The sequence below is a fragment of the Caulobacter sp. BE264 genome, assembly GCF_031457805.1.
In the GTDB taxonomy this organism is placed as follows: Bacteria; Pseudomonadota; Alphaproteobacteria; order Caulobacterales; family Caulobacteraceae; genus Caulobacter.
The window spans coordinates 206,985-233,608 of the sequence record NZ_JAVDXI010000004.1; the positions used below are offsets into that span (position 1 = coordinate 206,985).

Here is a 26,624-nt window from a genome sequence, read left to right on the forward strand (position 1 = left end):
TGCGGGCGGTCCATCGGGGCGTGACACCGCCACAGGTTTGGTGTCCATGGAGACATCCAGGACGGCGGGCAGGCCGTCCCTAGCGCCCGTCATGAGGATCCGTATGCGTCGTTTGGCTTCCCTGCTCGCCCTGTCCGTCGCGTTGCAGTTCTCCCTGGCCCCGGTCGCCGCGCAGGCCGAGTCGATCCCGCTGGCGATGCCGACGCCGCGTCCGGCAGCGACCTCGACTCCAGCCAAGGGCATGGTCGCCGCGGCCAATCCGCTGGCGGTCGAGGCGGGCCTGCGGGTGCTGCGCGACGGCGGGTCGGCCGTCGATGCGGCCGTGGCCATCCAGGCGGTTCTGAGCTTGGTCGAACCGCAGAGCTCTGGCCTGGGCGGCGGCGCGTTCCTGATGCTGTACGACGCCAAGACCGGCAAGGTGACCGCCTATGACGGCCGCGAGACTGCGCCGAGCGGCGCGACGCCCGACATGTTCATGGGTCCGGACGGCAAGCCCCTGCCTTTTGTGAAGGTGTTGCTGTCAGGCCGCTCGTCCGGCGTTCCCGGCGCGGTGGCCATGCTGGCCCAGGCGCAGAAGGAGCACGGCAAGGTCGCCTGGCGCACGCTCTTCAAGGACGCCGAGACCCTGGCCGCCGACGGCTTCGTGGTCAGTCCCCGCCTGGCCGGCATGATCGCCGGCCGCGCGCCGCAGGCCTCGCAGCCCGACGCGGTCAAGTATTACACCAAGCCGGACGGGACCCGCTACAAGGCCGGCGACGTGCTGAAGAACCCGGCCTACGCCGAGACGGTCCGCCGGATCGCCGCAGAGGGTCCTTCGGCGATGTATGAAGGACCGATCGCCCAGGCGATCGTCGACCGGGTGCGCGAGGGCGAACTGCCCGGCAGCATCTCGCTGGACGACCTGAAGCGCTACAAGCCGCGCTCGGGAACCGCCCTGTGCCGTCCGTGGAAGGTCTACACCGTCTGCACGCCCAACCCGCAGTCCAGCGGCCTGGCGATCATCCAGGCGCTGCGGATGCTGGAGCACACCGACATCGGCAAGCGTGGTCCGACCGATCCGGTGGCCTGGACCCTGCTGGCCCAGGCCGAGCGGGTGATGTACGCCGACCGCGACCGCTATGTCGGCGATCCCGACTTCGTCACCGTCCCGGTCGAGGGCCTGCTGGACCCGAAATATGTCGCCAAGCGCGCGAAGCTGATCACCGACAAGGCCGGCGCCGCGCCGCCGTTCGGCAAGCCCAAGGGCGCGCCCAAGGTCGGCGACGACAAGACCCACGAGCCGGGCGGCACCACCCACTTCGTGGTGGCCGACACACAAGGCAACGTCGTCTCGATGACCACCACGGTGGAGAGCATCTTCGGCAACGGCCGGATGGTGGGCGGTTTCTTCCTGAACAACCAGCTGACCGACTTCTCGTTCTCGCCGGTGGAGAAGGACGGCGCGCCGGCGGCCAACGCCATCGCGGCGGGCAAGCGGCCCCGCTCGTCGATGTCGCCGCTGATCGTGCTGGACAAGAAGGGCAAGTTCCTGGCCGCCGTCGGCTCGCCGGGCGGCAACGCCATCCTGTCCTACAATCTGAAGGCCATGGTCGGGCTGTTCTACTGGAACCTGAACATGCAGCAGGCCGTCTCGCTGCCGAACCTGGTGGCGCGCGGCGAGAACTTCTCGGGCGACGCCGACCTCTTCGGTCCGGAAATGCTGGCGGCGCTCAATGCGCGCGGCGTGGCCGTCAAGGTCGGCCAGTTGGAGACCTCGGGCCTGCAGGGCGTGATCGTGCGCCCGGGCAATGTGCTGGAAGGCGGCGCCGACCCGCGGCGCGAGGGCGTGGCCAAGGGGCTTTAAGCCCCGCTCAGGTCTGGGCCTGGTGCTCCTCCAGGCCCGCCTCGACCTCAGCGCGGGAGAAGACCTCTTCCTGGCCGTCGACCAGAAGCTCCGCGTCGGCGGCGTTCTGGACAGCGACCATCGCCGCCACCCGGCGCAGGGCCGAGGGCGCGTCGGGCGCCTCGACCGTGATTTCATGGATCGGCGCGGCTTCCGGGGAGGCGCCCAACTTCACCGCGATGGTCCAGGTCGTGGCCATATCGACTTCCTCTAGCTCGCCGACGCGTCGGCGGCCTTGTCGTCAGGTTCAGGCAGGGGCTCAGGCGCCCCGGCCAAGGTCAGATCGAACACCGAACCCCCGGGTCCGGTTTCCACCAGCGCCAGATCGCCGCCATGGCCCTGCGCCAGCTCGCGAGCGATGGCCAGGCCAAGGCCCGTGCCGCCCCGACGCACCGACCCCACGAACGGCTGGAACAGATTGGCGCGAGCGCGCTCGGGCACGCCGGGCCCGTCGTCGGACAGGCGCAGGATGCTCGTCCCCTCCGCCCGGCGCAGCTCGACAAACACCTTGCCCTTGCCGCCGCGATCGGGCGCGCCCTCGATAGCCTCACGGGCGTTGCGCAAGAGGTTGGTCAGGATGCGGTGCAGCTGGTCCGGATCGGCCAGCACCTGCTCGCGCGGGCCGATGACGGTCTCCAGGCTGACGCCCTGGGGCGAGAGGCCCGCATCCTCGGCGGCCATGTCCAGCGCGGGTCGCAGCGGGATGATCCGGGTGACGGGCTCGGGCTCCTTGGACTTGCCATAGGCCATGACGTCGGAGGCCAGGTTGATGGCGCGGTCGAGGGCGCGCTCCAGACGCGGCAGGGCTTGGGCGACCTTGGGGTCGCCCAGGGCCGCCAGACGGTCCGAGGCCATCTGGGCGCTGGTCAGCATGTTGCGCAGGTCGTGATTGATCTTGGCGACCGCTTCACCCAATGCGGCCAGGCGGGCCTTGGACGAGAGCGCCGCCAGCAGGTCGGCCTGCATGCGGTCGAGCTCGAGCTCGGCGCGGCCGATCTCGTCACGGCGATTTGAGAGGGCGATGCGAGCGGCCGGATCGTCAGGATCGCTGCGGAACGCCTCCATGGCCAGGGTGATGCGCTGCATCGGCCGCACCAGGAAGATGTTCAGGAACGCGTAGACCAGCACGCCCGCCAGGGTGGCCACGAAGATCGTCACACCCGCCAACTGCCAGAAATAGGCGACGAGTCTGGCCTTCAGCGGCGCGTCGGGCAGCACCACCTCGATGAACTCAGCCTTGCGGAAGCGCGGCTCGGCCATCACGCGGACCATCGCGCCCTTGGGGCTGGTCAGGGTGTAGAAGGGCGCGGCCAGCCAGGAGCCGGGGTTCTGGCGGCGAAGATCGACGAGATACGGCGTCTCGAACGGCTGCTTGGGCGGGAGGACAAGACGGCGCGCGCCATCCACCTGCACCGCCACCGTGACCGCGCCGGCCTGGTCGAACATCTGGTTGGCGACCGCGTCGCTGACCCGCAGCTCGGGGTCAGACTCGGCGATGGTCGAGGCCAGTTCCCCGGCGCGGACCCGGTCCAGGAGCCATTGCTCCTCATAGGCCGCCAGGGCGGGCGGCAGGATCAGCAGGCCGCCAAAGTTGACGACGACGGCGGTGAACAACAGCAGGCGCGCCGACAGACCGCCCGGCCACGGAAAGCGCTTCCGGGGCTTCTGGGTTTTGTCTTCCGAAGGCGAGCCGGGTTCGACCATCCGGGGCGGTTACTTCTCGTCCAGCGACGCGATCGCGCGCCCATTGCGCCAATGGCGCCACAACGGCGGCAGAAACGCCAGCACGCCCATACCGATGATCGGCAGATAGATCCGTGGCGACAAGAGGCTTTCCATCGTGACGGGCCCTCCCTTGGCGAACACGTGTCCCAAGCCCGCGCCGATCCCCGCATAGACGAAGGAGCTGGGGATCATGCCCAGCACCGAGGCCAGCAGGAAGGTGCGTCCTCGGACGTTCATCACCCCGGCGGCGACATTGACCGCCAACAGCGGAAAGGCCGGGATCAGGCGCAAGGTCAGCAGATAGTTGAAGGCGTCGCCCTTAAAGCCTTCGGCGATCCGCGAGACGAAGGCGCCCGACTTTCGGCGCAGGGCGTCCCCGAAGGCCGAGCGAAAGACGAGGAAGGTGATCGTGGACCCGGCCGTGGCGCCGGCCACCGCAGCGAAGCCGCCGCCGATCGGGCCAAACAGATAGCCCCCCGACAGGGAGAGAATGAGGGCGCCCGGCAACGAGATCGCCACCGAGCCGGTGTAGATGGCCAGATACGCCGCCGCGCACGCCCATGGGTGCTCCCGGGCGAAGGCCTGAAGCTCGGTCCCGCGTTGGCGCAGCTCTTCCAGAGATAGATGCTCGACTAGACCGCTGGCGAAGGCGGCGACGCACAGGATCGCGGCCACCGCCAACGGCCCGAAACGCCGCAAGCGCATCAAGATCTGCGCGCGCGTCATGCGGCCCCGATCGCGTCCTCGACGGCGGCGAAGCCGTCGGCGCGAAGACGGGCGGCAAGATCGCGCTTGATCCGGGTGACCAGGCCCGGACCGCCATAGACGAGCGCCGAGTAGAGCTGCACCGCCCGCGCGCCGGCCCGGATCTTGGCGTAGGCGCCCGCCCCGTCGGCCACGCCGCCCGCGCCGATCAGCGCGACGCGCCCCGCAGCGGCGGCATGGAAGCGCGCCAGCACGGCGGTCGAGGCCTCCAGCAGCGGCGCGCCCGACAGGCCGCCGCTTTCGCCGGCGAAGCGCGACTTCAACGTTTCAGGCCGGGCGATGGTGGTGTTGCTGACGATGATGGCGTCGAGCCCCGCATCGACCACGGTCTCGACAATGGCTTCGACCTCGCCGTCCTCCAGATCGGGGGCGACCTTCAGGAAGATCGGATAGTCCACGCCGGACGCCACCTTCAGCGCCGCGCGGGTCTCCGCCAGCCGCCCGAGAAGCTCTTCGAGCGCCGCCTTGGTCTGCAGCGCGCGCAGCCCCGGCGTGTTGGGCGATGAGATATTGGCGGTGAAATAGTCCGACAGGCCCCACAGGCGCGTAAGGCCGGTCACATAGTCCTGGATGCGGTCGCTCGCGTCCTTGTTGGCCCCTATATTGGCGCCCACAACACCCTCTCGGCCCTGACGCGCCGACAGGCGCTGGGCGAACGGCTCCAGGCCGCCGTTGTTGAAGCCCATGCGGTTGATCACCGCCTGGTCCTCCGTCAGCCGGAACAGGCGGGGACGCGGATTGCCCGCCTGGGCCAGCGGCGTGACCGTGCCGGCCTCCACGAATCCGAACCCGGCGGCCAGCATGGCGTCGGGGACCTCGGCGTTCTTGTCGAAGCCGGCGGCCAGGCCCACGCAGTTGGGAAGGTCCAGGCCCGCCAGCTTCACCGCCAGGATCGGATCGTCGGGCTGCGCATCCCGCGGGCCAAGACCCCACTTCAGACCCCGGATGGCCCAGCCGTGAGCGTCCTCGGGCTCGAAGGCGTGCAGGGCGCGGGCGGCGATGTCGTGAAGGCTCATGCGAGATGGTCGCCCAGTTGCGGCACGCCGTCAGCGTCCAGGTCAAGATCCGCCTCGCTCGCCACTTCCGACGCGAGCAGCGGACGATAGAGGTGCGGGAAAAGCGCCCCGCCGCGCGAGGCCTCCCACTTTAGCGCTTCGCCCAGCGGCTCGGCCTCGACGGCCAGCAGGACGAGGTTCGCCTGCCCCCTGAACCACTTGGCGGCGGTCTCCTGGGCCTGGTCGGCGGGGGACAGGTGAATGAAACCGTCGGCCAGATCGACGGCCGAGCCCTCGAAACGCCCTTGGGCCTTGGCGGCGTCCCACTCGGCGCGGGACAGGATCTTGTAGATCAGGGTCATTCGCCGCCCATTCCCCCGTTCTCGTTGGCGTAAAGCAGATGCTCCAGGCGCGGGTTCTCCGTCCCGTCCCACGCCAGGACCACGACGGTCGAGGTGGGAAAGCGGCCCCTCAGCTTGTTCGTCTGGATCGGCGAGGCTTCACCGCCCAGGCAAAGCCGCAGGGCCAGTTCGTGCATGCCCGGATTGTGCCCGACCACCATCACCGTGCCGGCGGCGTCGACCGCGTCCTCGACGGCCTGGAGGATCTCCTCCGGATCGGCGTGATAGAGATCGCGCAGGTGCTCCACGCGCGCCTTGGGGAAATGCGCCGTCACCTGCTCGGCCGTCTCGCGGGTCCGCCGCGCCGACGAGACCAGAAGAAGGTCCGGCTCATAGGCCAGACCCGCCAGCACCTTGCCCATGAGCGATGCGTCGGCGCGGCCGCTCGGAGCCAGGGCGCGCTCGAAGTCGCCGCCGCTCTGGGCGTGCCGCTCGGCCTTGCCGTGGCGCATCAGGATCAGTCGCTCCATGGCGCTCTCCATAGCCGTCCGAGGCCCTGTCAGGAAGCCGGCGGTTGACACCTTCTTCGCCAAGCGCTCCAAGGCGACATGGCTGCTCTCGATCTGGTCACACCCGTCCTGTCCGGCGGGGGAACCTGGCGGTTTCCCGCCAACGAACCCTTGCGGCTGGATTCCGGCGGGATCATCGAAGGCCTGGAGATCGCCTACCAGACCTACGGCCAGCTCAACGCGGACAAATCCAACGCCGTTCTGATCTGTCACGCCCTGACCATGGACCAGTACGTGGCTTCGCCGCACCCGGTGACGGGCAAGCCGGGCTGGTGGCCCCGTCTCGTTGGTCCCGGCAAGCCGCTGGACCCCGCGCGGCACTTCATCATCTGCTCGAACGTCATCGGCGGCTGCATGGGTTCGACGGGCCCGGCCTCGATCAATCCGGCCACGGGTAAGACCTACGGCCTGTCGTTCCCGGTCATCACCATCGCCGACATGGTGCGGGCCCAGGCCATGCTGGTCTCGGCGCTGGGGGTCGAGACCCTGTTCGCCGTCGTCGGCGGTTCGATGGGCGGCATGCAGGTGCAGCAATGGGCCGTGGACTATCCCGAGCGGATGTTCAGCGCCGTAGTGCTGGCCTCGGCCTCGCGCCACTCGGCCCAGAACATCGCGTTTCACGAGGTGGGCCGCCAGGCGATCATGGCCGACCCCGACTGGCGCGGCGGCGCCTATGCCGACCACGGCGTGCGGCCCGAGAAGGGCCTGGCCGTCGCCCGCATGGCCGCGCACATCACCTATCTGTCCGAGCCCGCCCTGCAGCGGAAGTTCGGCCGCGAGCTGCAGCGCGACGGCCTGTCCTGGGGCTTTGACGCCGACTTCCAGGTCGAGAGCTATCTGCGCCACCAGGGATCCAGCTTCGTCGACCGGTTCGACGCCAACAGCTATCTCTATATCACCCGCGCCATGGACTATTTCGACATCGCCGCCGGCCACGGCGGGGTGCTGGCCAAGGCGTTCACGCGGGCGCGCCACGTGCGTTTCTGCGTGCTCAGCTTCTCCAGCGACTGGCTCTATCCGACCGCCGAGAACCGTCACCTCGTCCGCGCCCTGACCGCCGCTGGCGCCCGCGCAGCCTTCGCCGAGATCGAGAGCGACAAGGGCCATGACGCCTTCCTGCTGGACGAACCGGTGATGGACGCCGCGCTCGAAGGCTTCCTGGCCTCGGCCGAACGCGACCGGGGGCTGATTTGACCAACGCCGTCATCCGCGAGGACTTCCGCGAAATCCTGCGCCTGGTGCGTCCGGGCTCGCGCGTGCTGGACGTCGGTTGCGGCGAAGGCGCGCTGCTGGACCTGCTGGCCCACGAAAAGCAGGTCGACGCCCGAGGCCTGGAGCTGAGCGCTTCGGGCGTAGCCGCCTGCATGGCGCGCGGCCTCTCGGTCGTGCAAGGTGACGCCGACCTGGATCTCGACCACTTCCCGGATCGCTCCTTCGACTATGCGGTGCTGTCCCAAACCCTGCAGGCGACGCGCAATCCGCGTCACGTGCTGGACGAGTTGCTGCGTATCGCCGATCGCGCCATCGTCTCGTTCCCGAACTTTGGCCACTGGCGCGTGCGCTGGTCGCTGCTGAGCCGCGGCCGGATGCCCGAGACCAAGGCCCTGCCCCTGCCCTGGTGGTCGACCCCGAACATTCACCTGTGCACCCTGGCCGACTTCATGGCGCTGACCGAGGACCTGAACCTGCGAGTCGACGCCAGCGCGGCCTTCGCCGGCAAGGGCGCGGCGCGCGCCATGAATCCCACCAGCGCGCTGGAGAACTGGCGGACCGAAACCTGCCTCTTCATGCTCAGCCGCAACAGCGCGCCGCCTGTTCGGGAACTTCCGTCAAGCTCGGGCGATCTCTTCGACGGATGAAGACGTTTCGTCTGATGACCTACAACGTCCACCGCTGTGTGGGCACGGACCGCAAGCTCGACGTCGAGCGTGTGGCCGAGGTCATCGCGGCTGAACGCCCCGACGTCGTGGCCCTTCAGGAGCTGGATGTGGGCCGCGCGCGCACCCAAAGCGTCGATCAAGCCCACCGCCTGGCTGAACTCCTGAAGATGAGCTTCCACTTCCATCCGGCCATGGCCGTCGAGGAAGAGCTTTATGGCGACGCGATCCTGACGGCCTTGCCCGAGCGCCGCATAAAGGCGCAGGGCCTGCCGCTTTATCGTCGGGTGCCGGGCCTGGAGCCGCGCGGCGCGCTCTGGATCGAGGTCGAGGTGGGCGGCGCCAAGGTCCAGATCATCAACACCCACCTCGGCCTGGTGCCGCAGGAACAGAAGCGCCAGGCCGCCGCGCTGCTGGGTCCGGACTGGATGGGCGATGACGCCTGGACAGCGCCCGGGGTCGTATTGGGCGACTTCAACGCGACGCCCTATTCGGCGACCTATCGCATGCTCCGCACGGCGTTGCGCGACGCTCAGGCGCCCAGCCCGGCCTGGCTGCGCCCAGCCACGGCGACCTTCCCCTCGAGCTTTCCGTTCATGCGGATCGACCACGTCTTCCTGACCAAGGGCCTGGAGACGCGCGCCGTGAAGTCGCCATACGACGCGCGGGCGCGCCTGGCCTCCGATCACCTGCCGCTGGTCGTCGATCTGGAGATCACGGACGCAGGTGGTCCGGCGGCAGCGGCGGCGGCGCGGTAAGACGGGCAAGGTCGCGTCGCAGACGCTTGCGACGCCCCCAGGGCCGCCAGGCGTCGTCGGGCGCGATGGCGTCACCCAGGCTCCAGTCGGCGATGAACTGCTGGACGCCCGTCAGCTTGCGGATCGGCACGGGCTGAAGCCGTCGCGGCGGACCGCCATGGACGTCGAGCGCGTTGATCGCCGCCGCGAGCCCCCCTTCCCGCTCCATAGCCTCCAGGACGTCGAGCGCGCTGCGGTCAATGAAATGACCGACGAGTCGGCCAAGAAAGCCCCTGATCGTCTCGCGCTCGCGATCGTCGCGGGCCTCGAACGCCAGGTCGCACTCGCTGTCCAGCCCGATCGAGCGGTTGTTGAGGTTAGCCGATCCGATCCGCAAGACCTGGTCGTCGATGATCGACACCTTGGAATGGACAATGATCGGTCCGCCCTTTGGCGTATGGGCCGAGAACGCCGCGAAGCGGTGATGAACGTCGACCTCGCGCAGCCGGTTGATCGCCGCCGTTCGCGCGCTGTCCATGGTCATCTGATCGAAATAGCTGGGACTCCGCGCCGGTCCGATGGTGACCACCTCAGGGCCGTCAGGCTCGGCCAGACGCTCGGCCAGCGCTTCGACCAGCACGGGCGAGGTCACATACTGGTTCTCAAGATAGATCAGCCGCTTGGCCCGGCGGATGGCCGACAGGTGCAGCAGCATGCATTCGGTGACCTCGGGCCGCCCCCGCCAGGCGGCCGAGGTGCGGGCGACCGCCACGGGCGTGCGGCGGAGATCGGGAATGAGGCCTTCCGGCCACGGCGTTTCCTCGGGTCGGACAGGTCGCTCGATGGTGTCGCCGCCCGACGCCCGCCAGCGATCGACGAACAGGTCCGCCATCGCCTCGCCGGCTCGGCCGTCGACCAGCATCGAGACCTCGTGGCGTGGGGGATAGCGTCGGCCGGTCGGCAGCCGCCGCAGCGGATTGTCATCCAGATGTCGGGTGTCATCCCAGCGGTCGACGCCGATGTCGCCGCCGCTCACCAGGGCCGTGACGCCGTCGATGATCACCGCCTTCTGGTGATGGCAGGCGCTGGCCGGCAGCGTCGCGTCCAGTCTGTACTTGACCCGCGATCCCGCAAAGAACGCCGCGCCGCGGTGCGGCCCGAACAGCTGCGAGGCGGCGATGGGAAACGGCATGTCCCAGGTGAGCACCCGCACGTCGAGCGCCGGATTGAGGGCCGCCTGCCGACGCAGGATCAACCCGATGCGGTCGGCGGAGGTGGGATCCCGACTCTTGCGTACACGGTCGGGATCGAGCCGGGTCAGGGGGTCGAAAACCCAGGCCAGGATCCAGATCGACTTGCGCGCCGCCAGCAGCAAGGGCTTCAGCGCGTCGAAGGTTTCGTCGTTGTCGATGAACAGGGCGACGCGGTCGGCGGGCTCGACCCGCCAACAGTTGTAGCCCGGTTGAAAGACGGAAGCGCGCTCGACCATGTCCACCCTAAAGCCGCGACTCACTGAGGAACGCGCGGGAAGGTGTTATGGCTCCGCTTGAGCGCGCGGTCTTGTGAACTCTTGCTCAGATCAGCCCGCGATCGCCGCGGCGTCGCGCTCGCCCGTGCGGATGCGCAGGGCCTGTTCCAGGTCCATGACGAAGACCTTGCCGTCGCCGATCTTGCCGGTGTTGGCGGTACGCTGGAGAGCCTCGATCACTGGCTCGAGCACGTCGGTCGGCACGGCGATCTCAAGCTTCACCTTTGGCAGCAGCTTCACCTCGTATTCGGCGCCGCGATAGACCTCGGTCTTGCCCTTCTGGCGGCCGTAGCCGCGCACCTCGGTGACGGTCAGACCTGACGCGCCCGCCTCGGTGACCGCTTCGAGCACTGCATCCAGGCGGCTCGGCTTAATCACGGCGACGATCATCTTCATGGCGCGGCTCCCGGGAGCGAACGGTTTCTACGAGTCCAAGCTAGGCGCGCAAAGGCCCAGCTCCAAGTGCGTTCAGCGATCAAGGCTGCTCGGCGCCTTAGGAACGGGCGCCTTGTTGACCGGAACCGGCCGCTCACCGGCCTGGCGCACGGGAGTCGGTCCGGCCGGACTGGGCAACAGGACGCCCGGGGCGAAGACCCTGGCCCGGGCGCGATGGCCGCGCGGCTTGACCGCGAAGGTCTGCTTGATCGCCTCCATCAGGATCACGCCTGCAAAACGGGGCCACAGCGTCGCGCCGACCTGCTCAAAGCCCTCGGCCCAGCTCGACATGGCGCCGACCGGCGGGACATAGAGCGCCCGCGTCCACCCCGCCGGCTCAAGCCCGACCTCGCGGATCAGGCTTTCCAGTTGGCTGCGGCTGTAGGGCCGGCCATGGCCGAACGGGGTGCCCTCGGCGCCCGCCCAGACCCCGTCGCGGGACGAGACCGCGACGATCAAGCGGCCGGTGGGGGCCATGACTCGCCCGATCTCGGCCAAGAGCGCGGCCGGGTCGTCGGCCTCCTCCAGAGCATGGACCGCCAGAACCCGGTCAAAGAGCGCGTTGGGCAAGGGCAGAGCAGCGTCTTCGACAAGGCATGCCTGGTTGCGGCCACCATGCGGCCAAACCTCGACGCCCTGCTGAGCGGGCATGGCGGCCACCACACGACGCGCCTTGGCGCGCGCCGCGTCCAGGAAAGGCGTCGCATAGCCCACGCCCAAGACGTCGAGGTCACGGGTGTCGCCCCAGGCCTCCTCGACCTTGCGCGTCAGCATGGTCCGCGCCGCGCGGCCCAGCGGCGAGGCGTAGAAGGCCCTGAGATCGAGCACGTCGCGACGCATTGAGTCTCCCGAACCACGAGGCCTTCGTTGTAGGCTCGCCTGCGTCACCGCACCAGAGCACCCCCATGGCCTTGATCGTCCACCAATTCCCCTGCCTGTCAGACAACTATGGCTTCCTGGTTCGCGACGCGGCGACCGGCAAGGTCGCCACGGTCGACACCCCCGACGCCGACGCCATCCTCGCCGAGCTGGGCAAGCTGGGATGGTCCCTCGACATGATCCTCAACACCCACTGGCATCCGGACCACGCGGGCGGCAATGCGGCGCTGAAGACGGCGACGGGCGCCGAGATCGTCGGACCGGCCGAGGTGACCCGCATCGCGCCGCTCGACAAAGCGCTCGTCGACGGCGACGTCGTGATGCTGGGCGAGACCCGGTTCGAGGTCATCGACACCGGCGGCCACACCCTGGGCCACATCAGCTATCACGACGCTAAGAACGCCATCGCCTTCGTCGGCGATACGCTTTTCGCGCTCGGCTGCGGTCGCCTTTTCGAAGGGACGGCCGAACAGATGTGGGCGTCTTTGCAGCGGCTGACGGATCTGCCGGACGCCACGACCGTCTACTGCGCCCACGAGTACACCGCCTCGAACGCCCGCTTCGCCCTGTCCGTCGACACGGCCCCCGCAGTGACAGAAAGGGCCGACGCCGTGTTTGCGGCCCGCGAGCGCGGCGAGCCGACCGTGCCGACAAGCATCGGCGCCGAGAAGGCCACCAACCCGTTCCTTCGCGCGCCGCTTCTGCGACCAGACGCGCCCTCGCCGGCGGAGGCTTTCGCCGAGATCCGCGCGGCCAAGGACGGGTTCAAGGGATGAGCGACATGACCAAGCAAGGCCTGGGCATGTCGGGCGATCTGGGCGCCAAGGAAATCGTACGGATGCTCGATCTTCAGCCCCATCCTGAGGGCGGCTGGTATCGGCAGACCTTCCAGGATGCGCCCGGCGTCGACGGGCGACCCGCGTCGACGTGCATCTACTATCTGCTCGAGGCCGAACAGATGTCAGCCTGGCACCGTGTCGATGCGGTGGAGACCTGGCACTACTACGCCGGCGCGCCGATCTCGCTGACTCTCTCGCCGCCCGACGGGAAAGGCGCGACCGCCTATGTGCTGGGTCCCGACCTGCGCGCCGGATGCCGCCCGCAGGCGATCGTGCCGACGCTGTGGTGGCAGACGGCGGTCAGCTTGGGCGCCTGGACCCTCGTCGGCTGCACGGTCGCGCCCGGGTTCCGCTTTGAGGGTTTCGAGATGGCTCCGCCGGACTGGACGCCCTCCCAACCCTGAGTCGGCGGCCGCAAAGACGCTTTTCCTTGTTCCAGATCAGCGCGCGATCACACACTCCTGGCCAAACTTGAGGCCACCTGCGTCAGCATGCCGCAGGCGCTCAAAGCGGGTACCCATTGTGGGCAACTAGGTCGCATGGCGTCGTTAAGTGAGCCATGCAATCCATTTCCAACCACATTGGAAGCGCCGACTCCGGGGGGAACTAAGTCGCCTATGTCCGAAGAGTACGCCAACGCTCGCGCCGCATCGCGGTACGCGACCGATTACATTTTGCGCTGGGTGGAGATCGCGAACGAGGTCCACGGCTCGGACCTGCTTTACGCGCTTGTCTTCACAACGCTGTGGGCTGGGAACTGCTCACATATCCGCGGCGGTCATTACGCCGATGTCGATGACGTGCCGCCCGATCACGAACGCCGCCCCCTGACCGTTCGCCAGGTCGCCGACTCGCTGGGCCTGCCCTACGAAACCGTGCGTCGCCGCTTCGTCGAGATGCTCGAGAAGGGCATGGCCCAACGCGTGGGCCGCGAAGGGTTCATCGTTCCCCACTCCGCCCTGACCAAGCCCGAGGTGCTTCAGGGCCTGCGCCGCTCGCACCAGAGCCTGACGCGCTTCCTGAAGGACCTGAAGGCGATCGGCATCGAGGCGGCCTAGCGCGTCAGACTGGCGACAGCGGCCCGGCCCCAACTAAGCGCTGGAGCCCCGCACAATCAGTTCCACCGGCGACAAGACCGACCCCGCGGGGTCGCCGGCCATGCGGGCGAACAGCCGATCCACCATCTCGCGCGCCGCAAGCGCCAGGTCTTGACGCACCGTGCTCAGGGGCGGCGCGCTGTGGCGCGCCAGCACGATATCGTCGAAGCCGACCACCGCGACGTCCCCCGGGACACTCCTGCCGGCCTCCGTCAAGGCGGCGATGGCGGCCAGCGCGATGACGTCGGAAAAGGCGAAGACCGCGTCAAAGCTCACGCCGCTGGCGATAAAGGCGGCGATCGTCTCGCGCGCCTGATCCATCGTATAGTGCGCCGGGACGACCAACGCCGGATCGAAGGGCAACCCCGCGTCCGCCAGGCCTTGCTGATAGCCGTCAAACCGCTGGGCCGCTTCGGGCGCGTCAACGGCGCCCAGGAAGGCGATCCGCTTGCGTCCCGTCTTCGCCAGATGCGCCACCGCCAGACGCCCCCCGGCGACATTGTCGCTGCCGACTGAGCAATAGGACTGACCGGGCAACTGGGCGCCCCAGACCACCAAGGGCTTGTACGTTCGCGCGACCTTGTTCAGGACCTCGTGCTGATTGCTCTGCCCGATCAGGAGCAGTCCATCGGCGCGATGCGCCTGGATAATCCGCTCCAGCCAGCCCGTCTCCGTCACGACCACCTTATGCAGGAGAACCGCATAGTTTCGGCGGGTGATCTCATCGGCAAGCCGCCCGATCATCTCCAGAAAAAACGGATCCGAGATCAGTTGTCCCGTCTCGTGAGCCAGCGGGATGATGACGCCGATCGTATCGGTCTTGCGCAAGCGCAAGGACCGGGCGGACTGGTTGACGACATAGCCGTGCGTCTGGGCGATCTCCACGATCTGATCGCGGAGCGGCTTGGGGATCAGCGGATTACCCGCCAGGGCCCGGGACACCGTCGAGATCGACACGCCCGCCATGCGCGCGATGTCGGCCATCTTCAGGCGGCTTCTCTCGGGCGGTTGGGCGGTATCGGGGTTCACCATGTCGCGACAATAAGACCCTGTAACCGAGCGAAAAGGCTCGCTGGCGTCGCATGACGCCAGGTTGCGTTCGCGCGTCGACACCGTTGAGGCGGTATCGACTACCGTTCCCCAAAAGCCTCGTAAACCGCTACTGCACGTTTATGGGCGCTTTGGGAGAACGACGTTCGGCGTTCATCTAGCGATGAATCACCTTGATGATCTTTTTCGAGGAAGGTCGGCCCGCCAGACCCTGCTCCGGGGAGTAGGTTATGGTCAGCGCCCCGTCCTTCAGCGAAGCAGACGGCTTGCGCCCCTCGGTCAGCAGGACCCGCGCGATGCGCGAAATCAGGGATCGATCGCCCTTGCGCGCCATGCGCTCGAACGCCTCGGCGACGATGGTCGCCGAGTCAGCGGCCAGGACCGAGGTTTCCGGGCGGACGTCTTCCACCGTGGCGAACTCGATGTCGCGCTGCGCCGCGCGGCTGGCGCGCGCGGTCGCTATCCGCACCCGCTGCACGAACACATTGAACGACAGAATTGACGGAGGCTGGATTGACTGTGCGCGACCCGAAAGGGCGGCGGCTGCGCCCATCGGCGCATCGTCGGTGAAGAGAATAATACCGCCGAGCTTGGTGACCCTTAACACGGGCTCGCCCAGATCGTTGCGATAGATCACGTCGCCGCGCGAGGCGGGCTGGGCCTGCAACACCCAGATCTCGGCGCTGTTGTCGAACTTCATCAGCGGGCGCGGCGCGGCCTGGTCAAAGACGAAGGCCCCGCCGGCCTCGGAGACATAGCGCGCCACGGGAGGCGCGGGGGCGCGTCGGGCCTCGGCCGGGCCCTTGTGGCCCAGCAGAGCGTCACGCAGAGAATGCGGAAGCTGTTGGGCGTGCGCCGACGCCCCCATGAGCATCAAAGCGGCGATCGTCAGGGCCGCCCGGGCGCCCCAGTCGCCAAACTCCGCCTTACAGAATGTCATGCGATCCGTACTGCCCGTCGACTAGGGCGAATCTTGGACGCGCAAACGCCGATCCCCCGAAGCCCGGCGCATGAGGCCAAACCGCAACAGCGGCCGTCAAGTCCGAGCTTCGAGGTCCTGGGCCCTTAGGCCATGTACTGGCCACCGTTCAGGGTCAGGGTGGCGCCCGTCACGAAGCCCGCGCGCTCGCCCGCCAGGAACGAGACCATGTCGGCGATTTCCTCGCCGCGGCCAAGGCGGCCGACGGGAATGCCCGCGACGATCTGGGCCAGCACGTTTTCCGGCACTGCGGCCACCATTTCAGTGTCGATATAGCCGGGGCAGATCACATTGACCGTGACGCCCTTCTTGGCGTTCTCCAGCGCCAGGGCCTTGGTGAAGCCGATCAGGCCGGCCTTGGCGGCCGAGTAGTTCGTCTGACCCATCTGGCCCTTCTGGCCATTGATCGAGCTGATGTTGATGATCCGACCCCAGCTCCGGTCGCGCATGCCCTCGATCACCGGGCGGGTCATGTTGAAGGCCGAGTCCATGTTGACCCGGATCACTTCCGACCACTGCTCGTAGGTCATCTTGTGCAGCATGCCGTCGCGGGTGATGCCGGCGTTATTGACCAGGATGTCGATGGGGCCGAGTTCGGCCTCGACCTTCTTCACGGCCGCCTGGCAATCCTCGAACACGCCGACATTGCCCTTCACGACCATCACGCCCAGTTCCTTGGCGCAGGCCTCGGCGGCGGCTTCGTTGCCGGAATAGCCGGCCGCGACCTTGTGGCCGTCGGCGATCAACCGCTCGCAGATGGCCCGACCGATGCCGCGGGTGCCGCCGGTCACGAACGCAACTCTCGTCATGTAACTCTCCCGATCGCTTTTCTTATGGCTGGAGGCGGTCCGCCGAAGAGCGGGCCGCTTAGAGGTTGGTTCAGACCGCTTCCACGCACATGGCCACGCCCATGCCGCCGCCGACGCATAGCGTGGCGAGGCCCTTCTTGGCGCCCGAGCGCTTCATCTCGTGGACCAGCGTGGTCAGGATGCGCGCGCCCGAGGCGCCGATCGGGTGACCGATGGCGATCGCGCCGCCATTGACGTTCACCTTGGCGGGGTCGAGACCCAGCTCACGCACCACGCACAGGGCCTGGGCGGCGAAGGCTTCGTTGCTCTCGACGAGATCGAGGTCAGACACCGACCAGCCGGCCTTTTCCAGCGCCTTCTTCGAGGCCGGAATCGGACCCGTGCCCATGATTTCGGGCTCGACGCCGGCGTTGGCCCACGAGGCGATCTTGGCCAGAGGCTTGAGCCCGCGCTTGGCGGCTTCCTCGGCGCTCATCAGAACGAGGGCGGCGGCGCCGTCGTTAAGGCCCGAGGCGTTTGCGGCGGTGACCGAGCCTTCCTTGTTGAAGACGGGCTTCAGGCCCTGGACGCTCTCGATCGTCGCGCCGTGACGGATGAACTCGTCCTTGTCGACGATGGTGTCGCCCTTCCGGCCCTTGATGGTGATCGGAACGATCTCGTCGTCGAACTTGCCGGCCTTCTGCGCGGCCTCGGCGCGGTTCTGGCTGGTGACGGCGAACTTGTCCTGGTCTTCGCGGGTGATCTGCCAGCGGTTGGCGATGTTCTCGGCGGTCTGCCCCATGTGATAGCCGTGGAAGGCGTCCCACAGGCCGTCCTTGATCATCGTGTCGACAAATTGCAGGTCGCCCATCTTCTGGCCGCCGCGCAGGTTCTGGGCGTGCGGCGCCTGGCTCATGCTTTCCTGCCCGCCGGCGACGACGACCTTCGCCGAACCGTCAGCGATCTGCTGGGCCGCCAGCGCCACAGCGCGCAAGCCAGAGCCGCAAAGCTGGTTCAAGCTCCAGGCCGGAGCCTCGACGGGGATGCCGGCCTTCACCGAAGCCTGGCGCGCCGGACCTTGGCCCGCAGCAGCCTGCAGCACCTGACCCAGGATAACCTCATCGACGTCGGAAGGCGCGATGCCCGCGCGCGACACGGCGGCCTCGATGGCGGCCTTGCCCAGCTCCGAAGCCGGCAGGCTGGCCAAGGCCCCGTTGAACGAGCCCACCGGCGTGCGGGCGGCGGAAACGATGACAATCTCGCTCATGCGATAGCTCCCGTGACGATCTGACATGACGCTTCGCGGTTGCGGCGCCCGTTCTTTTGCAATGCAGCATCACCATGCACGCCACGACCGCGTTCGTCACGAGCACATTTTCACGCCTTCGCGACGCCTCCAAGTCATCTGACCACTGGCGTCATGCCTTTGCATTCGCGATAGTGCGATGCGAAAAGCGGACGTAACCGCTGTCTAGGGAACGAAATGTCCGAGAACCCTGAAAAAGGCGAAGCGGCCGCCGGGAGCGAGAAATCGGCCGGCCAGCGCGTGATCATCAAGAAATACGCCAACCGCCGCCTCTACAACACAGCCTCTTCCTCGTACGTCACCCTCGAACACCTCTCGGACATGGTGAAGGAGGGCGTCGACTTCGTGGTCTACGACGCCAAGACAAACGACGACATCACGCGCTCTGTCTTGACCCAGATCATCTTCGAAGAAGAAAATCGTGGCGGCGGCCAAAACCTGCTGCCCATCCAGTTCCTCCGCCAGCTGATCGGCTTTTACGGCAACTCGATGCAGGCCTTCCTGCCGTCGTACCTGGAAATGTCGCTGGAAAGCTTCGCCAAACAGCAGGAACGCCTTCGGGGGCAGCTGTCGACCATGGCGCCGGGCAAGATGCCCGGCATGGGCGTCTACGAGGACCAGATCCGTCAGAACATGGCGTTGTTCGACCGCGCCATGAAGATGTTTTCGCCCTTCGCCTACGTCCGCCCCGAGGACGCTCCCGCCGCGCCGGCCGAGCCTACGCCCGCCCCGCCGCCCGCTCCGGCCGGCGACGACTCCCTGGCCGATCTGAAGCGTCAGATGGAGGCGATGCAGGAACAGATCGCCAAGCTGGCCAACAAGTCTTAACCAAGCCGATCCAGCCGTTCTTAACCGTCCCATCCTAGGGTCGGGACATGAGCGGTCCGATCGATCCCCTTCGACGCCCTGGTCCCACGCGTCGCGCCTTGCCGGCGCCGCGTGATTCCGCTCACCGCGACGCCGACGACGAGGTGGTGTTCGTGGTCGAGGAGGACGTTCAGCCGCCGCCCCCTCCGCCGCGCCGAGAAGGCTTCGCCGCGTTCGCCGCTCACATCATGGGGCAATCCGGTCAGAAGCGCGGTTTGCGCGGTGGGCAGGAAGTGCTGGATACGGCCAGATCGACCTATCTTGGCACGGAATACTCCGGCCGTTCCGACCGACGGCCGCCGACCGGCCTGCTGAAAAAGACCAACATCTAAAGCGCCAGGCGCGCCACCTGCGCTTCCAGCGCGGCCACCCGAGCCTCCAGGTCCGCAATCCTGTCACGATCGTTCGGCGGCGGCGGTCGTACGCCCGCGCGTGAGGCCGCCTCCCCCGCTGAAACGCCGAGCAGTTCGGCGAAGGCGTTGATTTCACGCATCGAAAGCTCGCGTTGGTCCTTGAAGGCCAGCGCCAGATCCGCCTCGGTCATGCCTGCGACGGCGGCGAGGACAACGCGCGTGAGGCCGCGCTCGGCCAGACGCTGATCATACCAGGCGGCGTCAAAGAACAGGGCCATCAGCAACGCCCGCCCGGCTGGCGCCGTTCTTGCTTAATCGAAGGTGAATTCATCGCCGCGAGCTCGCCATGTCCATCGCCGTCCGCATCTTCGACATCGTCGTGGTCGCCCTGATCTTCACCGCCCTGACCTGATCTGGCCATCCTCCACGGCCTCAACACCCCCGTTGTCGTCACGGACCCATTTGCACGCAAGCGCATCGGGGCTTAATCGGCAGATATGAGCACCGATCACGACCTCGACACGAAGAAGGCCGCCGCCCGCGCGTGGTTCGAAAGCCTGCGCGACCAGATCTGCGCCGCCTTCGAGCAGCTTGAGGACGAGGCCCCCGCCCACCTCTATCCCGGCGCGCCCGGACGCTTCGACCGAAAGGCCTGGGATCGCCCGGCCGGCGGCGGCGGCGTGATGGGCATGATGCACGGCCGCCTGTTCGAGAAAGTGGGCGTCCACGTCTCGACCGTGTTTGGGACCTTCACCCCCGAAATGGCCAAGAACATGCCGGGCGCGGCGGAAGACCCCCGGTTCTTCGCCACCGGCATCAGCCTGATCGCCCACATGACCAGCCCGCGCGTCCCGGCGGTGCACATGAACACGCGCTTTATCGCCACGACCAAGAGCTGGTTCGGCGGCGGCGGCGACCTGACCCCCCTGCTCGGCTACCAGCGCCAGCAGGACTTCCCGGACGCGATCGACTTCCACGCCGCCTACAAGCGGGCTTGCGACAAGTACGATCCAGAATGGCACCCCAAGTACAAGGCCTGGTGCGACGAGTACTTCTTCCTGCCGCACCGCAACGAGCCGCGCGGCATCGGCGGCATCTTCTACGACCACCACGACAGCGGCGACTGGGAGAGGGACTTCGCCTTCACCCAGGACGTCGGTCGCGCGTTCCTCGAGGTTTACCCCAGCCTGGTCCGGCGCCGGATGGGCGAGGCCTGGACCGCCGACGAACGCGAGCAGCAGTTGGTCCAGCGCGGACGCTACGTCGAGTTCAACCTGCTCTACGACCGGGGCACGATGTTCGGCCTGAAGACCGGCGGCAACGTCGAGTCGATCCTCAGCTCGATGCCGCCGGCCGTGAGGTGGCCCTAAACCTAGGCCGCCTTCCGGCGCACGTCCTCGCTCAGCGAGAACGCCTGAACCAGACCCATAAGGTCTGAAGCTTCCCGCTTGAGGCTGTGGCTGGCCGCTGTGGTCTCCTCGACCATGGCGGCGTTCTGCTGGGTGACCTGGTCCATCTGGGAGACCGCGCTATTGATCTGGCCCAGACCGGAAGCTTGCTCCTGGGCCGACATGGCGATGTCGTTGACCAGGGCCTCGATCCCCGAGAATTCCTCGACCACCGCGCTCAGCGCCTTTCCGACCCGGCCGACCAGGCCTACGCCGCTCTCCACGCTGGAGGAGGCTTCGGCGATCAGGCCCTTGATCTCCTTGGCCGCGTCCGCCGAGCGTTGGGCCAGGGCCCGGACCTCCATGGCGACCACGGCGAAGCCGCGACCCGCTTCGCCGGCGCGAGCGGCCTCTACCCCGGCGTTCAGCGCCAACAGATTGGTCTGGAAAGCGATCTCGTCGATCACCCCGATGATCTGGGTGATCTGGCGTGAGGACGTATCGATACGCTCCATGGCGCTGATCGCCTCGCCGGCCAGATCGGCCGACTGGGTCACCGAAGAGCGACTGCGCGATGTTGATTGTTGGGCCATTGCGGCGCGCTCGGCGCTTTGCCGGATCGTCGCAGTGACTTCCTGCAGCGCTGCGGCGGTCTCCTCGAGGCTGGCGGCCTGCTGTTCGGTTCGCCGGGATAGGTCGTCGGCCGCCGAGGAAATCTCGCCTGCGCCGCCGCCGACCGTGCCCGCCATGACGACCACCTTCGCCAAGGTGGTTTCGAGCGTCTGGACCGAAGCGTTGAAGTTAATCCGCAGATCCTCGAACTCAGACGGGAAAGCCTCGTCGATGCGCTGGTTAAGCTCGCCGCGCGCCAAGCCGCTCAGACCGCGACCAAGCGCCGAAACGACCTCATCACGGGCGCGGGCCTCGGCGAGCGCCTGGGCGGCCTGGCGCTGCTGCGCATCCATGGCCCGCGCATCGGCCGCCACCTGCTGTTCGCGGGCGGCGCGGCGCTCCAACACGGCGGTCCGAAACACGCCGACGGAGCGGGCCATATCGCCAAGCTCATCGCGACGCCCCTGGTAAGGGACGTTCTTGTCATAGTCGCCATCAGCGAGCGAGCCCATGTAGCCGGTCATGCCGAGCAGCGGCGTGACCACCTTCTTTCGGAGAACCCAGACCCCACCGGCGGCCACCACCAACATGAGCACCGTCGCCAGGCCCACAGCGATGAAGATTCGCCGGGACTGCGCCTCGGCGGCGTGGATCTCCGACTTCGAAAGGCCGATGGCGAGCGGCGTAAACTTGTCGATCACCTTGCGGTGGGCCAGGTAGGAGACGCTCATCGCATCGAGACCTGCGTTCATCGCGGCGACGTCGCCAGAGCGCAGGGCGGGGCGGAACTGCTTGTCGGCGATGGTCCAGAACTGCCTGACATGCACATCAGACGCCGCCAGGGCCTCCTTGATCTCAGGCGTCAAAGGCCGCGTCTCCCAGTGGGCGCGGCGCTCCTCGTAGCTGGTCTTCAGCGCCTCGATGTGGCTGTCGAGCTCGGCGGCCTTGTCCAGTTCGTCAGGCCCCCGGTGCGCCGTCAGGAGCGCCTCGACAATGAACAGCGGCGGCGGAAGAATGTCCGCGACCAGGGCGTCGGCCTCGACCTGCCTGTCCGAGACCGGACCGCCGACGCGCAGGGTCATCAGCGCGTAGGTCGCCGCCCCCGTCGCCAGGGCGAAGGCTGCGATCAGCGCGACCGCGAACAGGTTGAGGGTGCCCGAAATTCGTAGTGACATCGTTTGCATGGTCTCCTCGCGGGAGGATGCAGTGCGTGTCTTAACGCGCGGGAAACGCAATCTCAGCGCAAACCCATATCGCGTATCGCCGTTATCGTTAACGTCGCCGCCAACAAGAAAGGCCCGGGATCGCTCCCGGGCCTTTCTCTTAGCAGCCTCTGCAGAGGCCTATTCAGCGTCCGCCTGGGCGCTCCGCAGAGCGCCCGACTCCTTACCTCTTTCGGACGCCTATTCGGCGTCCGAAAGCGCGATCTCGGCCGGCAACGGCTCCATCGCGTCCTCGCGCTGCTGGGCCAGCTGCTCGTCGCGCTTGGCGGCGACGCGCTGCAGGCTGCGCAGGTAGGAACCCGTACCGGCGGGGATCAGACGACCCACGATGACGTTTTCCTTCAGGCCTTCCAGGGTGTCGGTCTTGCCGTGCACCGAGGCTTCGGTCAGGACGCGGGTCGTTTCCTGGAACGACGCGGCCGAGATGAAGCTCTTGGTCTGCAGCGAGGCCTTGGTGATGCCCAGCAGCACCGGCTGGGTCACAGCCGGACGGCCGCCACGGGCGATCGCCTTTTCCTGCTCCTTGTCGAACTCCGGCTTATCAAGGTGGTCGCCCTTGATCAGGCCGGTGTCGCCGGGCTCGATGATCTCGACCTTCTGCAGCATCTGACGAACGATCGTCTCGATGTGCTTGTCGTTGATCGGCACGCCCTGCAGACGATAGACCTCCTGGATCTCGTCGACGAGGAAGTTCGCCAGGGCTTCGACGCCCAGGATGCGCAGGATGTCGTGCGGATCCGGGTTGCCGTCGATGATGTACTCGCCCTTGGTGATGTAGTCGCCGTCGTGGACGGCGATGTGCTTGCCCTTCGGGATCAGGAACTCGACCGCTTCGGGCTGGTTGCCGTCGGCGTCGACGTCCGGCGTGATCTTGATCCGGCGCTTGTTCTTGTAATCCTTGCCGAATTCGACACGGCCGTCCATTTCCGCGATGACCGCGCAGTCCTTCGGACGGCGGGCTTCGAAGAGCTCGGCGACGCGCGGCAGACCACCGGTGATGTCCCGGGTCTTGGCGCCTTCGGTCGGGATACGCGCGATCACTTCACCCGGCTTCACCTCGTCGCCGTCGGCGACCGAGAGAATGGCCCCGGCCGACAGCAGGTAACGGGCTTCGCCGCCGTTGCTGAGACGCTTGTAGCTACCGTCTTCCGACAGCACGCCCATAGCCGGACGCAGGTCCGAGCCGCGGGCCGACGTGCGCCAGTCGGCGACGACGCGCTGGGCGATGCCGGTGGCTTCGTCGACTTCCTCGCGGATCGACAGGCCGTCGACCAGGTCTTCGGCGCGGATCTTACCGGCCACTTCGGTGATGATCGGGGTGGTGTAGGGGTCCCAATCGCCGAGGCGCTGGCCGCGCTTCACGGTGTCGCCGTCCTTCACCCGCAGGCGGGCGCCGTACGGCGGCTTGTAGGTTTCACGCTCCTTGCCGTCGACCAGAACGCTGACGGTGGTGTTGCGGCTCATGATGACCAGCGCGCCGTCCGAACCCACGACCGTCGGACCGATCACGCGGACCGTACCTTCGTTCGAGGCTTCGAAGAACGACTGCTCGGCCACCTGGGCGGTGCCGCCGATGTGGAACGTCCGCATGGTCAGCTGCGTGCCGGGCTCACCGATCGACTGGGCGGCGATGACGCCGACCGCTTCACCGATGTTCACCGGAGTGCCGCGGGCCAGGTCGCGGCCGTAGCAGGCGCCGCAGACGCCGATCTTGGCTTCGCAGGTCAGGACCGAACGAACCTTCACCGACTGAACGACCGCAGCCTCGATGGCGTCGGCGATGTTCTCGTCGATATAGGTGTCGGCCGGAACGACCAGCTCGCCGGTGCCCGGATCCTTGACGTCCTCGGCCGTGAAGCGGCCCAGGACGCGTGCGCCCAGCGAGACCAGCACGTCGCCGCCTTCGACGACGGCGCGCAGGGTGATGCCCCGCGTGGTGCCGCAGTCTTCCTCGACGATGATGCAGTCCTGCGCGACGTCGACCAGACGACGGGTCAGGTAGCCCGAGTTGGCGGTCTTCAGCGCGGTGTCGGCCAGACCCTTACGGGCGCCGTGGGTGGAGTTGAAGTACTCCTGAACGGTCAGGCCTTCCTTGAAGTTCGAGACGATCGGGGTCTCGATGATTTCACCGGACGGCTTGGCCATCAGGCCGCGCATGCCGCCCAGCTGCTTCATCTGGGCTTGCGAACCGCGGGCGCCGGAGTGGGCCATCATGTAGATGGCGTTGATTTCCTTCTCGCGGCCGTTCTCGTCCTTATGCTTCATCTGAAGCTCGGCCATCATCTCGTCGGCGACGCGATCGGTGGCCTTGGCCCAGGCGTCAACGACCTTGTTGTACTTCTCACCCTTGGTGATCAGGCCGTCGGCGTACTGCTGCTCGTATTCTTCAGCCAGCTTGCGCGTCTCTTCCACGATCGCGGTCTTGCGCGCCGGGATGATGATGTCGTCCTTGCCGAACGAGATGCCGGCCTTGGCGGCTTCCTTGAAGCCCAGGCCCATCACCTTGTCGGCGAAGATCACCGTCGCCTTCTGACCGCAGTGGCGGTAGACGATGTCGATCAGATTGCCGATTTCCTTCTTGGTCAGCGCCTTTTCGATCAGGCGGTGGCCAATCTGGGGGTGGTGCGGCAGCAGGGCGGCGATCTTCATGCGGCCCGGCGTGGTGTCGATCACCTTGCGCAGCAGCTGACCGTCCGGAGTCATCTCGGTGTGGCGCGCCTTGATCTTGGCGTGCAGCGAGACGACGCCAGCGTCCATGGCGGCTTCGATTTCGCCGAGGTCGGCGAAGATCTTGCCTTCGCCCGGCTCACCGTCACGCGCGACCGACAGGTAGTACAAGCCGAGGACGATGTCCTGCGACGGCACGATGATCGGGCGACCGTTGGCGGGCGACAGGATGTTGTTGGTCGACATCATCAGGACGCGCGCTTCCAGCTGAGCTTCCAGGCTCAGCGGGACGTGCACGGCCATCTGGTCGCCGTCGAAGTCGGCGTTGAACGCGGCGCAGACCAGCGGGTGCAGCTGGATGGCCTTGCCCTCGATCAGCTTCGGCTCGAACGCCTGGATGCCCAGACGGTGCAGGGTCGGAGCGCGGTTCAGCAGGACCGGGTGCTCGCGGATCACCTCTTCGAGGATGTCCCACACCTGCGGCTGCTCGCGCTCGACCATGCGCTTGGACTGCTTGACGGTGCCCGACAGGCCCTTGGCGTCCAGACGCGCGTAGATGAACGGCTTGAACAGCTCCAGCGCCATCTTCTTGGGCAGGCCGCACTCGTGCAGCTTCAGCTCGGGACCCACCACGATGACCGAACGGCCCGAATAGTCGACGCGCTTGCCCAGCAGGTTCTGACGGAAGCGGCCCTGCTTGCCCTTCAGCATGTCGGCCAGAGACTTCAGCGGACGCTTGTTGGCGCCCGTGATGACGCGACCGCGACGGCCGTTGTCGAACAGGGCGTCGACCGACTCCTGCAGCATCCGCTTTTCGTTGCGGATGATGATGTCGGGCGCGCGCAGCTCGATCAGGCGCTTCAGGCGGTTGTTACGGTTGATGACCCGGCGATAGAGATCGTTCAGGTCCGAGGTCGCGAAGCGGCCGCCGTCCAGCGGCACCAGCGGACGCAGTTCCGGCGGGATCACCGGCACCACGGTCATGACCATCCATTCCGGACGGTTGCCGCTTTCCTGGAAGGCTTCCAGGATCTTCAGGCGCTTGGAAAACTTCTTCTGCTTCATGTCCGACACGGTGCCGGCCAGCTCCTCGCGCAGACGCTCAGCCTCTTTTTCGAGGTCGATGGCCTTCAGCAGGTTCTGGATGGCTTCCGCGCCGATCTCGGCGGTGAAGCTGTCGTCGCCGTACTCTTCCTGGGCGCGCATGTAGTCGTCTTCGCTGAGCAGCTGGTGCTGCTTCAGCGGCGTCAGGCCCGGCTCGGTGACGATGTAGTATTCGAAGTAGAGGACGCGCTCGATGTCCTTCAGCGGCATGTCGAGCATCATGGCGATGCGCGAGGGCAGCGACTTCAGGAACCAGATGTGGGCGACCGGCGAGGCCAGCTCGATGTGGCCCATGCGCTCGCGACGAACGCGGGCCAGGGTGACTTCAACACCGCACTTTTCGCAGATGATGCCCTTGTACTTCATGCGCTTGTACTTGCCGCACAGGCATTCGTAGTCCTTGGTCGGGCCAAAGATACGGGCGCAGAACAGACCGTCACGCTCGGGCTTGAACGTGCGGTAGTTGATGGTCTCGGGCTTCTTGATCTCGCCGAACGACCACGAACGGATCTTTTCCGGCGAGGCGAGCGAGATGCGGATCTGGTCGAAGGTCGGAGCGGCCTGGACCGGATTGAAGATGTTCAGGACTTCCTGGTTCATCTTGGTTCCTTCTGCGGG

27 protein-coding genes are annotated in these 26,624 nt (G+C 67.1%); 11 read left to right on the forward strand and 16 right to left on the reverse strand.

Annotation, left to right across the window (positions count from 1 at the left end; genetic code table 11):
• The first annotated feature begins 103 nt into the window (after positions 1-103).
• On the forward strand, positions 104-1,843 hold the full coding sequence (ggt, locus tag J2X45_RS11605; RefSeq protein ID WP_310214794.1) for a gamma-glutamyltransferase: 1,740 nt from the start codon (positions 104-106) through the stop codon (positions 1,841-1,843).
• 7 nt (positions 1,844-1,850) lie between these two features.
• Here the strand turns inward: ggt and J2X45_RS11610 are convergent, their stop codons facing one another.
• From J2X45_RS11610 to J2X45_RS11635, 6 genes are read right to left on the reverse strand one after another with little or no spacing between them, the layout of a single operon-like run.
• On the reverse strand, positions 1,851-2,081 hold the full coding sequence (locus J2X45_RS11610) for a hypothetical protein (RefSeq protein ID WP_310214795.1): 231 nt from the start codon (positions 2,079-2,081) through the stop codon (positions 1,851-1,853).
• Positions 2,082-2,092: 11 nt separating this feature from the next.
• Positions 2,093-3,586 carry a HAMP domain-containing sensor histidine kinase gene (locus J2X45_RS11615; RefSeq protein WP_310214796.1) on the reverse strand — a complete coding sequence of 498 codons (1,494 nt, stop codon included), beginning with the start codon at positions 3,584-3,586 and terminating at the stop codon, positions 2,093-2,095.
• A 9-nt stretch (positions 3,587-3,595) separates the two neighbouring features.
• Entirely contained in the window at positions 3,596-4,333 is a 738-nt protein-coding gene (locus J2X45_RS11620) for a TVP38/TMEM64 family protein (RefSeq protein ID WP_310214799.1), read from the reverse strand.
• Entirely contained in the window at positions 4,330-5,388 is a 1,059-nt protein-coding gene (locus tag J2X45_RS11625) for a quinone-dependent dihydroorotate dehydrogenase (protein ID WP_310214801.1), read from the reverse strand. The genes J2X45_RS11620 and J2X45_RS11625 overlap by 4 nt, the downstream gene beginning before the upstream one ends.
• Positions 5,385-5,729 (reverse strand): DUF952 domain-containing protein, encoded by a 345-nt coding sequence (locus J2X45_RS11630; RefSeq protein WP_310214803.1) that lies wholly within the window; start codon positions 5,727-5,729, stop codon positions 5,385-5,387. Before J2X45_RS11630 ends, J2X45_RS11625 begins: the two co-directional genes overlap by 4 nt.
• Entirely contained in the window at positions 5,726-6,238 is a 513-nt protein-coding gene (locus J2X45_RS11635) for a histidine phosphatase family protein (RefSeq protein WP_310214805.1), read from the reverse strand. The genes J2X45_RS11630 and J2X45_RS11635 overlap by 4 nt, the downstream gene beginning before the upstream one ends.
• Before the next feature lie 78 nt (positions 6,239-6,316).
• Here J2X45_RS11635 and J2X45_RS11640 point away from each other — a divergent pair, with 78 nt between their 5' ends.
• Genes J2X45_RS11640 through J2X45_RS11650 form a run of 3 tightly spaced genes read left to right on the forward strand, consistent with a single transcriptional unit; the run spans position 6,317 to position 8,912 of the window.
• The gene (locus J2X45_RS11640; protein WP_310214808.1) at positions 6,317-7,471 is read left to right on the forward strand and encodes a homoserine O-acetyltransferase; all 1,155 of its coding nucleotides are present in this window, start codon (positions 6,317-6,319) and stop codon (positions 7,469-7,471) included.
• Positions 7,468-8,136, forward strand: coding sequence for a methionine biosynthesis protein MetW (metW, locus tag J2X45_RS11645; RefSeq protein WP_310214811.1), 669 nt, complete (start codon positions 7,468-7,470; stop codon positions 8,134-8,136). The genes J2X45_RS11640 and metW overlap by 4 nt, the downstream gene beginning before the upstream one ends.
• The gene (locus tag J2X45_RS11650) at positions 8,133-8,912 is read left to right on the forward strand and encodes an endonuclease/exonuclease/phosphatase family protein (protein WP_310214814.1); all 780 of its coding nucleotides are present in this window, start codon (positions 8,133-8,135) and stop codon (positions 8,910-8,912) included. The genes metW and J2X45_RS11650 overlap by 4 nt, the downstream gene beginning before the upstream one ends.
• Here the strand turns inward: J2X45_RS11650 and J2X45_RS11655 are convergent.
• From J2X45_RS11655 to J2X45_RS11665, 3 genes are all read right to left on the reverse strand, one after another.
• The gene (locus tag J2X45_RS11655; protein ID WP_310214817.1) at positions 8,869-10,386 is read right to left on the reverse strand and encodes a phospholipase D-like domain-containing protein; all 1,518 of its coding nucleotides are present in this window, start codon (positions 10,384-10,386) and stop codon (positions 8,869-8,871) included. The two genes, J2X45_RS11650 and J2X45_RS11655, sit on opposite strands and share 44 nt — an antisense overlap.
• 84 nt (positions 10,387-10,470) lie before the next feature.
• Positions 10,471-10,815 carry a P-II family nitrogen regulator gene (locus tag J2X45_RS11660; RefSeq protein WP_010918409.1) on the reverse strand — a complete coding sequence of 115 codons (345 nt, stop codon included), beginning with the start codon at positions 10,813-10,815 and terminating at the stop codon, positions 10,471-10,473.
• Positions 10,816-10,887: 72 nt separating this feature from the next.
• Positions 10,888-11,694: a class I SAM-dependent methyltransferase gene (locus J2X45_RS11665; protein WP_310214819.1), complete on the reverse strand. Its 807-nt coding sequence runs from the start codon at positions 11,692-11,694 to the stop codon at positions 10,888-10,890.
• Between the two features lie 65 nt (positions 11,695-11,759).
• On the opposite strand from J2X45_RS11665, the gene gloB reads away from it, so the two are divergent.
• The 3 genes from gloB (at position 11,760) to J2X45_RS11680 (ending at position 13,630) form a co-directional block, all read left to right on the forward strand.
• Positions 11,760-12,509, forward strand: a complete 750-nt coding sequence (gloB, locus tag J2X45_RS11670) for a hydroxyacylglutathione hydrolase (RefSeq protein WP_310214822.1) — start codon at positions 11,760-11,762, stop codon at positions 12,507-12,509.
• Complete coding sequence (locus J2X45_RS11675; RefSeq protein WP_310214824.1) at positions 12,506-12,976, forward strand: cupin domain-containing protein; 471 nt, start codon at positions 12,506-12,508, stop codon at positions 12,974-12,976. The genes gloB and J2X45_RS11675 overlap by 4 nt, the downstream gene beginning before the upstream one ends.
• A 213-nt stretch (positions 12,977-13,189) precedes the next feature.
• Entirely contained in the window at positions 13,190-13,630 is a 441-nt protein-coding gene (locus tag J2X45_RS11680) for a hypothetical protein (protein ID WP_310214826.1), read from the forward strand.
• 33 nt (positions 13,631-13,663) lie between these two features.
• On the opposite strand, the gene J2X45_RS11685 is transcribed toward J2X45_RS11680, so the two are convergent.
• The 4 genes from J2X45_RS11685 to J2X45_RS11700 all read right to left on the reverse strand — a co-directional run bounded on the left by J2X45_RS11685 (position 13,664) and on the right by J2X45_RS11700 (position 17,753).
• Positions 13,664-14,653, reverse strand: a complete 990-nt coding sequence (locus tag J2X45_RS11685; RefSeq protein ID WP_310214829.1) for a substrate-binding domain-containing protein — start codon at positions 14,651-14,653, stop codon at positions 13,664-13,666.
• A gap of 223 nt (positions 14,654-14,876) precedes the next feature.
• Positions 14,877-15,659, reverse strand: a complete 783-nt coding sequence (locus tag J2X45_RS11690; protein ID WP_310214831.1) for a DUF4908 domain-containing protein — start codon at positions 15,657-15,659, stop codon at positions 14,877-14,879.
• 125 nt (positions 15,660-15,784) lie between these two features.
• The gene (locus J2X45_RS11695; protein ID WP_010918399.1) at positions 15,785-16,507 is read right to left on the reverse strand and encodes a beta-ketoacyl-ACP reductase; all 723 of its coding nucleotides are present in this window, start codon (positions 16,505-16,507) and stop codon (positions 15,785-15,787) included.
• Positions 16,508-16,577: 70 nt separating this feature from the next.
• Entirely contained in the window at positions 16,578-17,753 is a 1,176-nt protein-coding gene (locus J2X45_RS11700; protein WP_310214833.1) for an acetyl-CoA C-acetyltransferase, read from the reverse strand.
• A 216-nt stretch (positions 17,754-17,969) separates the two neighbouring features.
• On the opposite strand from J2X45_RS11700, the gene phaR reads away from it, so the two are divergent.
• Positions 17,970-18,620, forward strand: a complete 651-nt coding sequence (phaR, locus tag J2X45_RS11705; protein ID WP_310214836.1) for a polyhydroxyalkanoate synthesis repressor PhaR — start codon at positions 17,970-17,972, stop codon at positions 18,618-18,620.
• 47 nt (positions 18,621-18,667) lie between these two features.
• A complete protein-coding gene (locus J2X45_RS11710; RefSeq protein WP_310214839.1) occupies positions 18,668-18,991 on the forward strand; it encodes a hypothetical protein in 324 nt (107 codons plus the stop codon).
• Here the strand turns inward: J2X45_RS11710 and J2X45_RS11715 are convergent.
• On the reverse strand, positions 18,988-19,296 hold the full coding sequence (locus tag J2X45_RS11715; protein WP_310214842.1) for a DNA-binding protein: 309 nt from the start codon (positions 19,294-19,296) through the stop codon (positions 18,988-18,990). The genes J2X45_RS11710 and J2X45_RS11715 overlap by 4 nt on opposite strands.
• 62 nt (positions 19,297-19,358) lie before the next feature.
• Between J2X45_RS11715 and J2X45_RS11720 the strand changes: the two genes are divergently transcribed.
• A complete protein-coding gene (locus J2X45_RS11720; protein WP_024265562.1) occupies positions 19,359-19,424 on the forward strand; it encodes a hypothetical protein in 66 nt (21 codons plus the stop codon).
• Between the two features lie 85 nt (positions 19,425-19,509).
• Positions 19,510-20,382 (forward strand): oxygen-dependent coproporphyrinogen oxidase, encoded by an 873-nt coding sequence (hemF, locus tag J2X45_RS11725; protein WP_310214844.1) that lies wholly within the window; start codon positions 19,510-19,512, stop codon positions 20,380-20,382.
• 2 nt (positions 20,383-20,384) lie between these two features.
• Here hemF and J2X45_RS11730 read toward each other — a convergent pair whose 3' ends face one another.
• Both J2X45_RS11730 and rpoC read right to left on the reverse strand, forming a co-directional pair.
• Entirely contained in the window at positions 20,385-22,187 is a 1,803-nt protein-coding gene (locus J2X45_RS11730) for a HAMP domain-containing methyl-accepting chemotaxis protein (protein WP_310215301.1), read from the reverse strand.
• A 228-nt stretch (positions 22,188-22,415) separates the two neighbouring features.
• Positions 22,416-26,606: a DNA-directed RNA polymerase subunit beta' gene (gene rpoC / locus J2X45_RS11735; RefSeq protein ID WP_310214846.1), complete on the reverse strand. Its 4,191-nt coding sequence runs from the start codon at positions 26,604-26,606 to the stop codon at positions 22,416-22,418.
• Positions 26,607-26,624 lie beyond the last annotated feature (18 nt).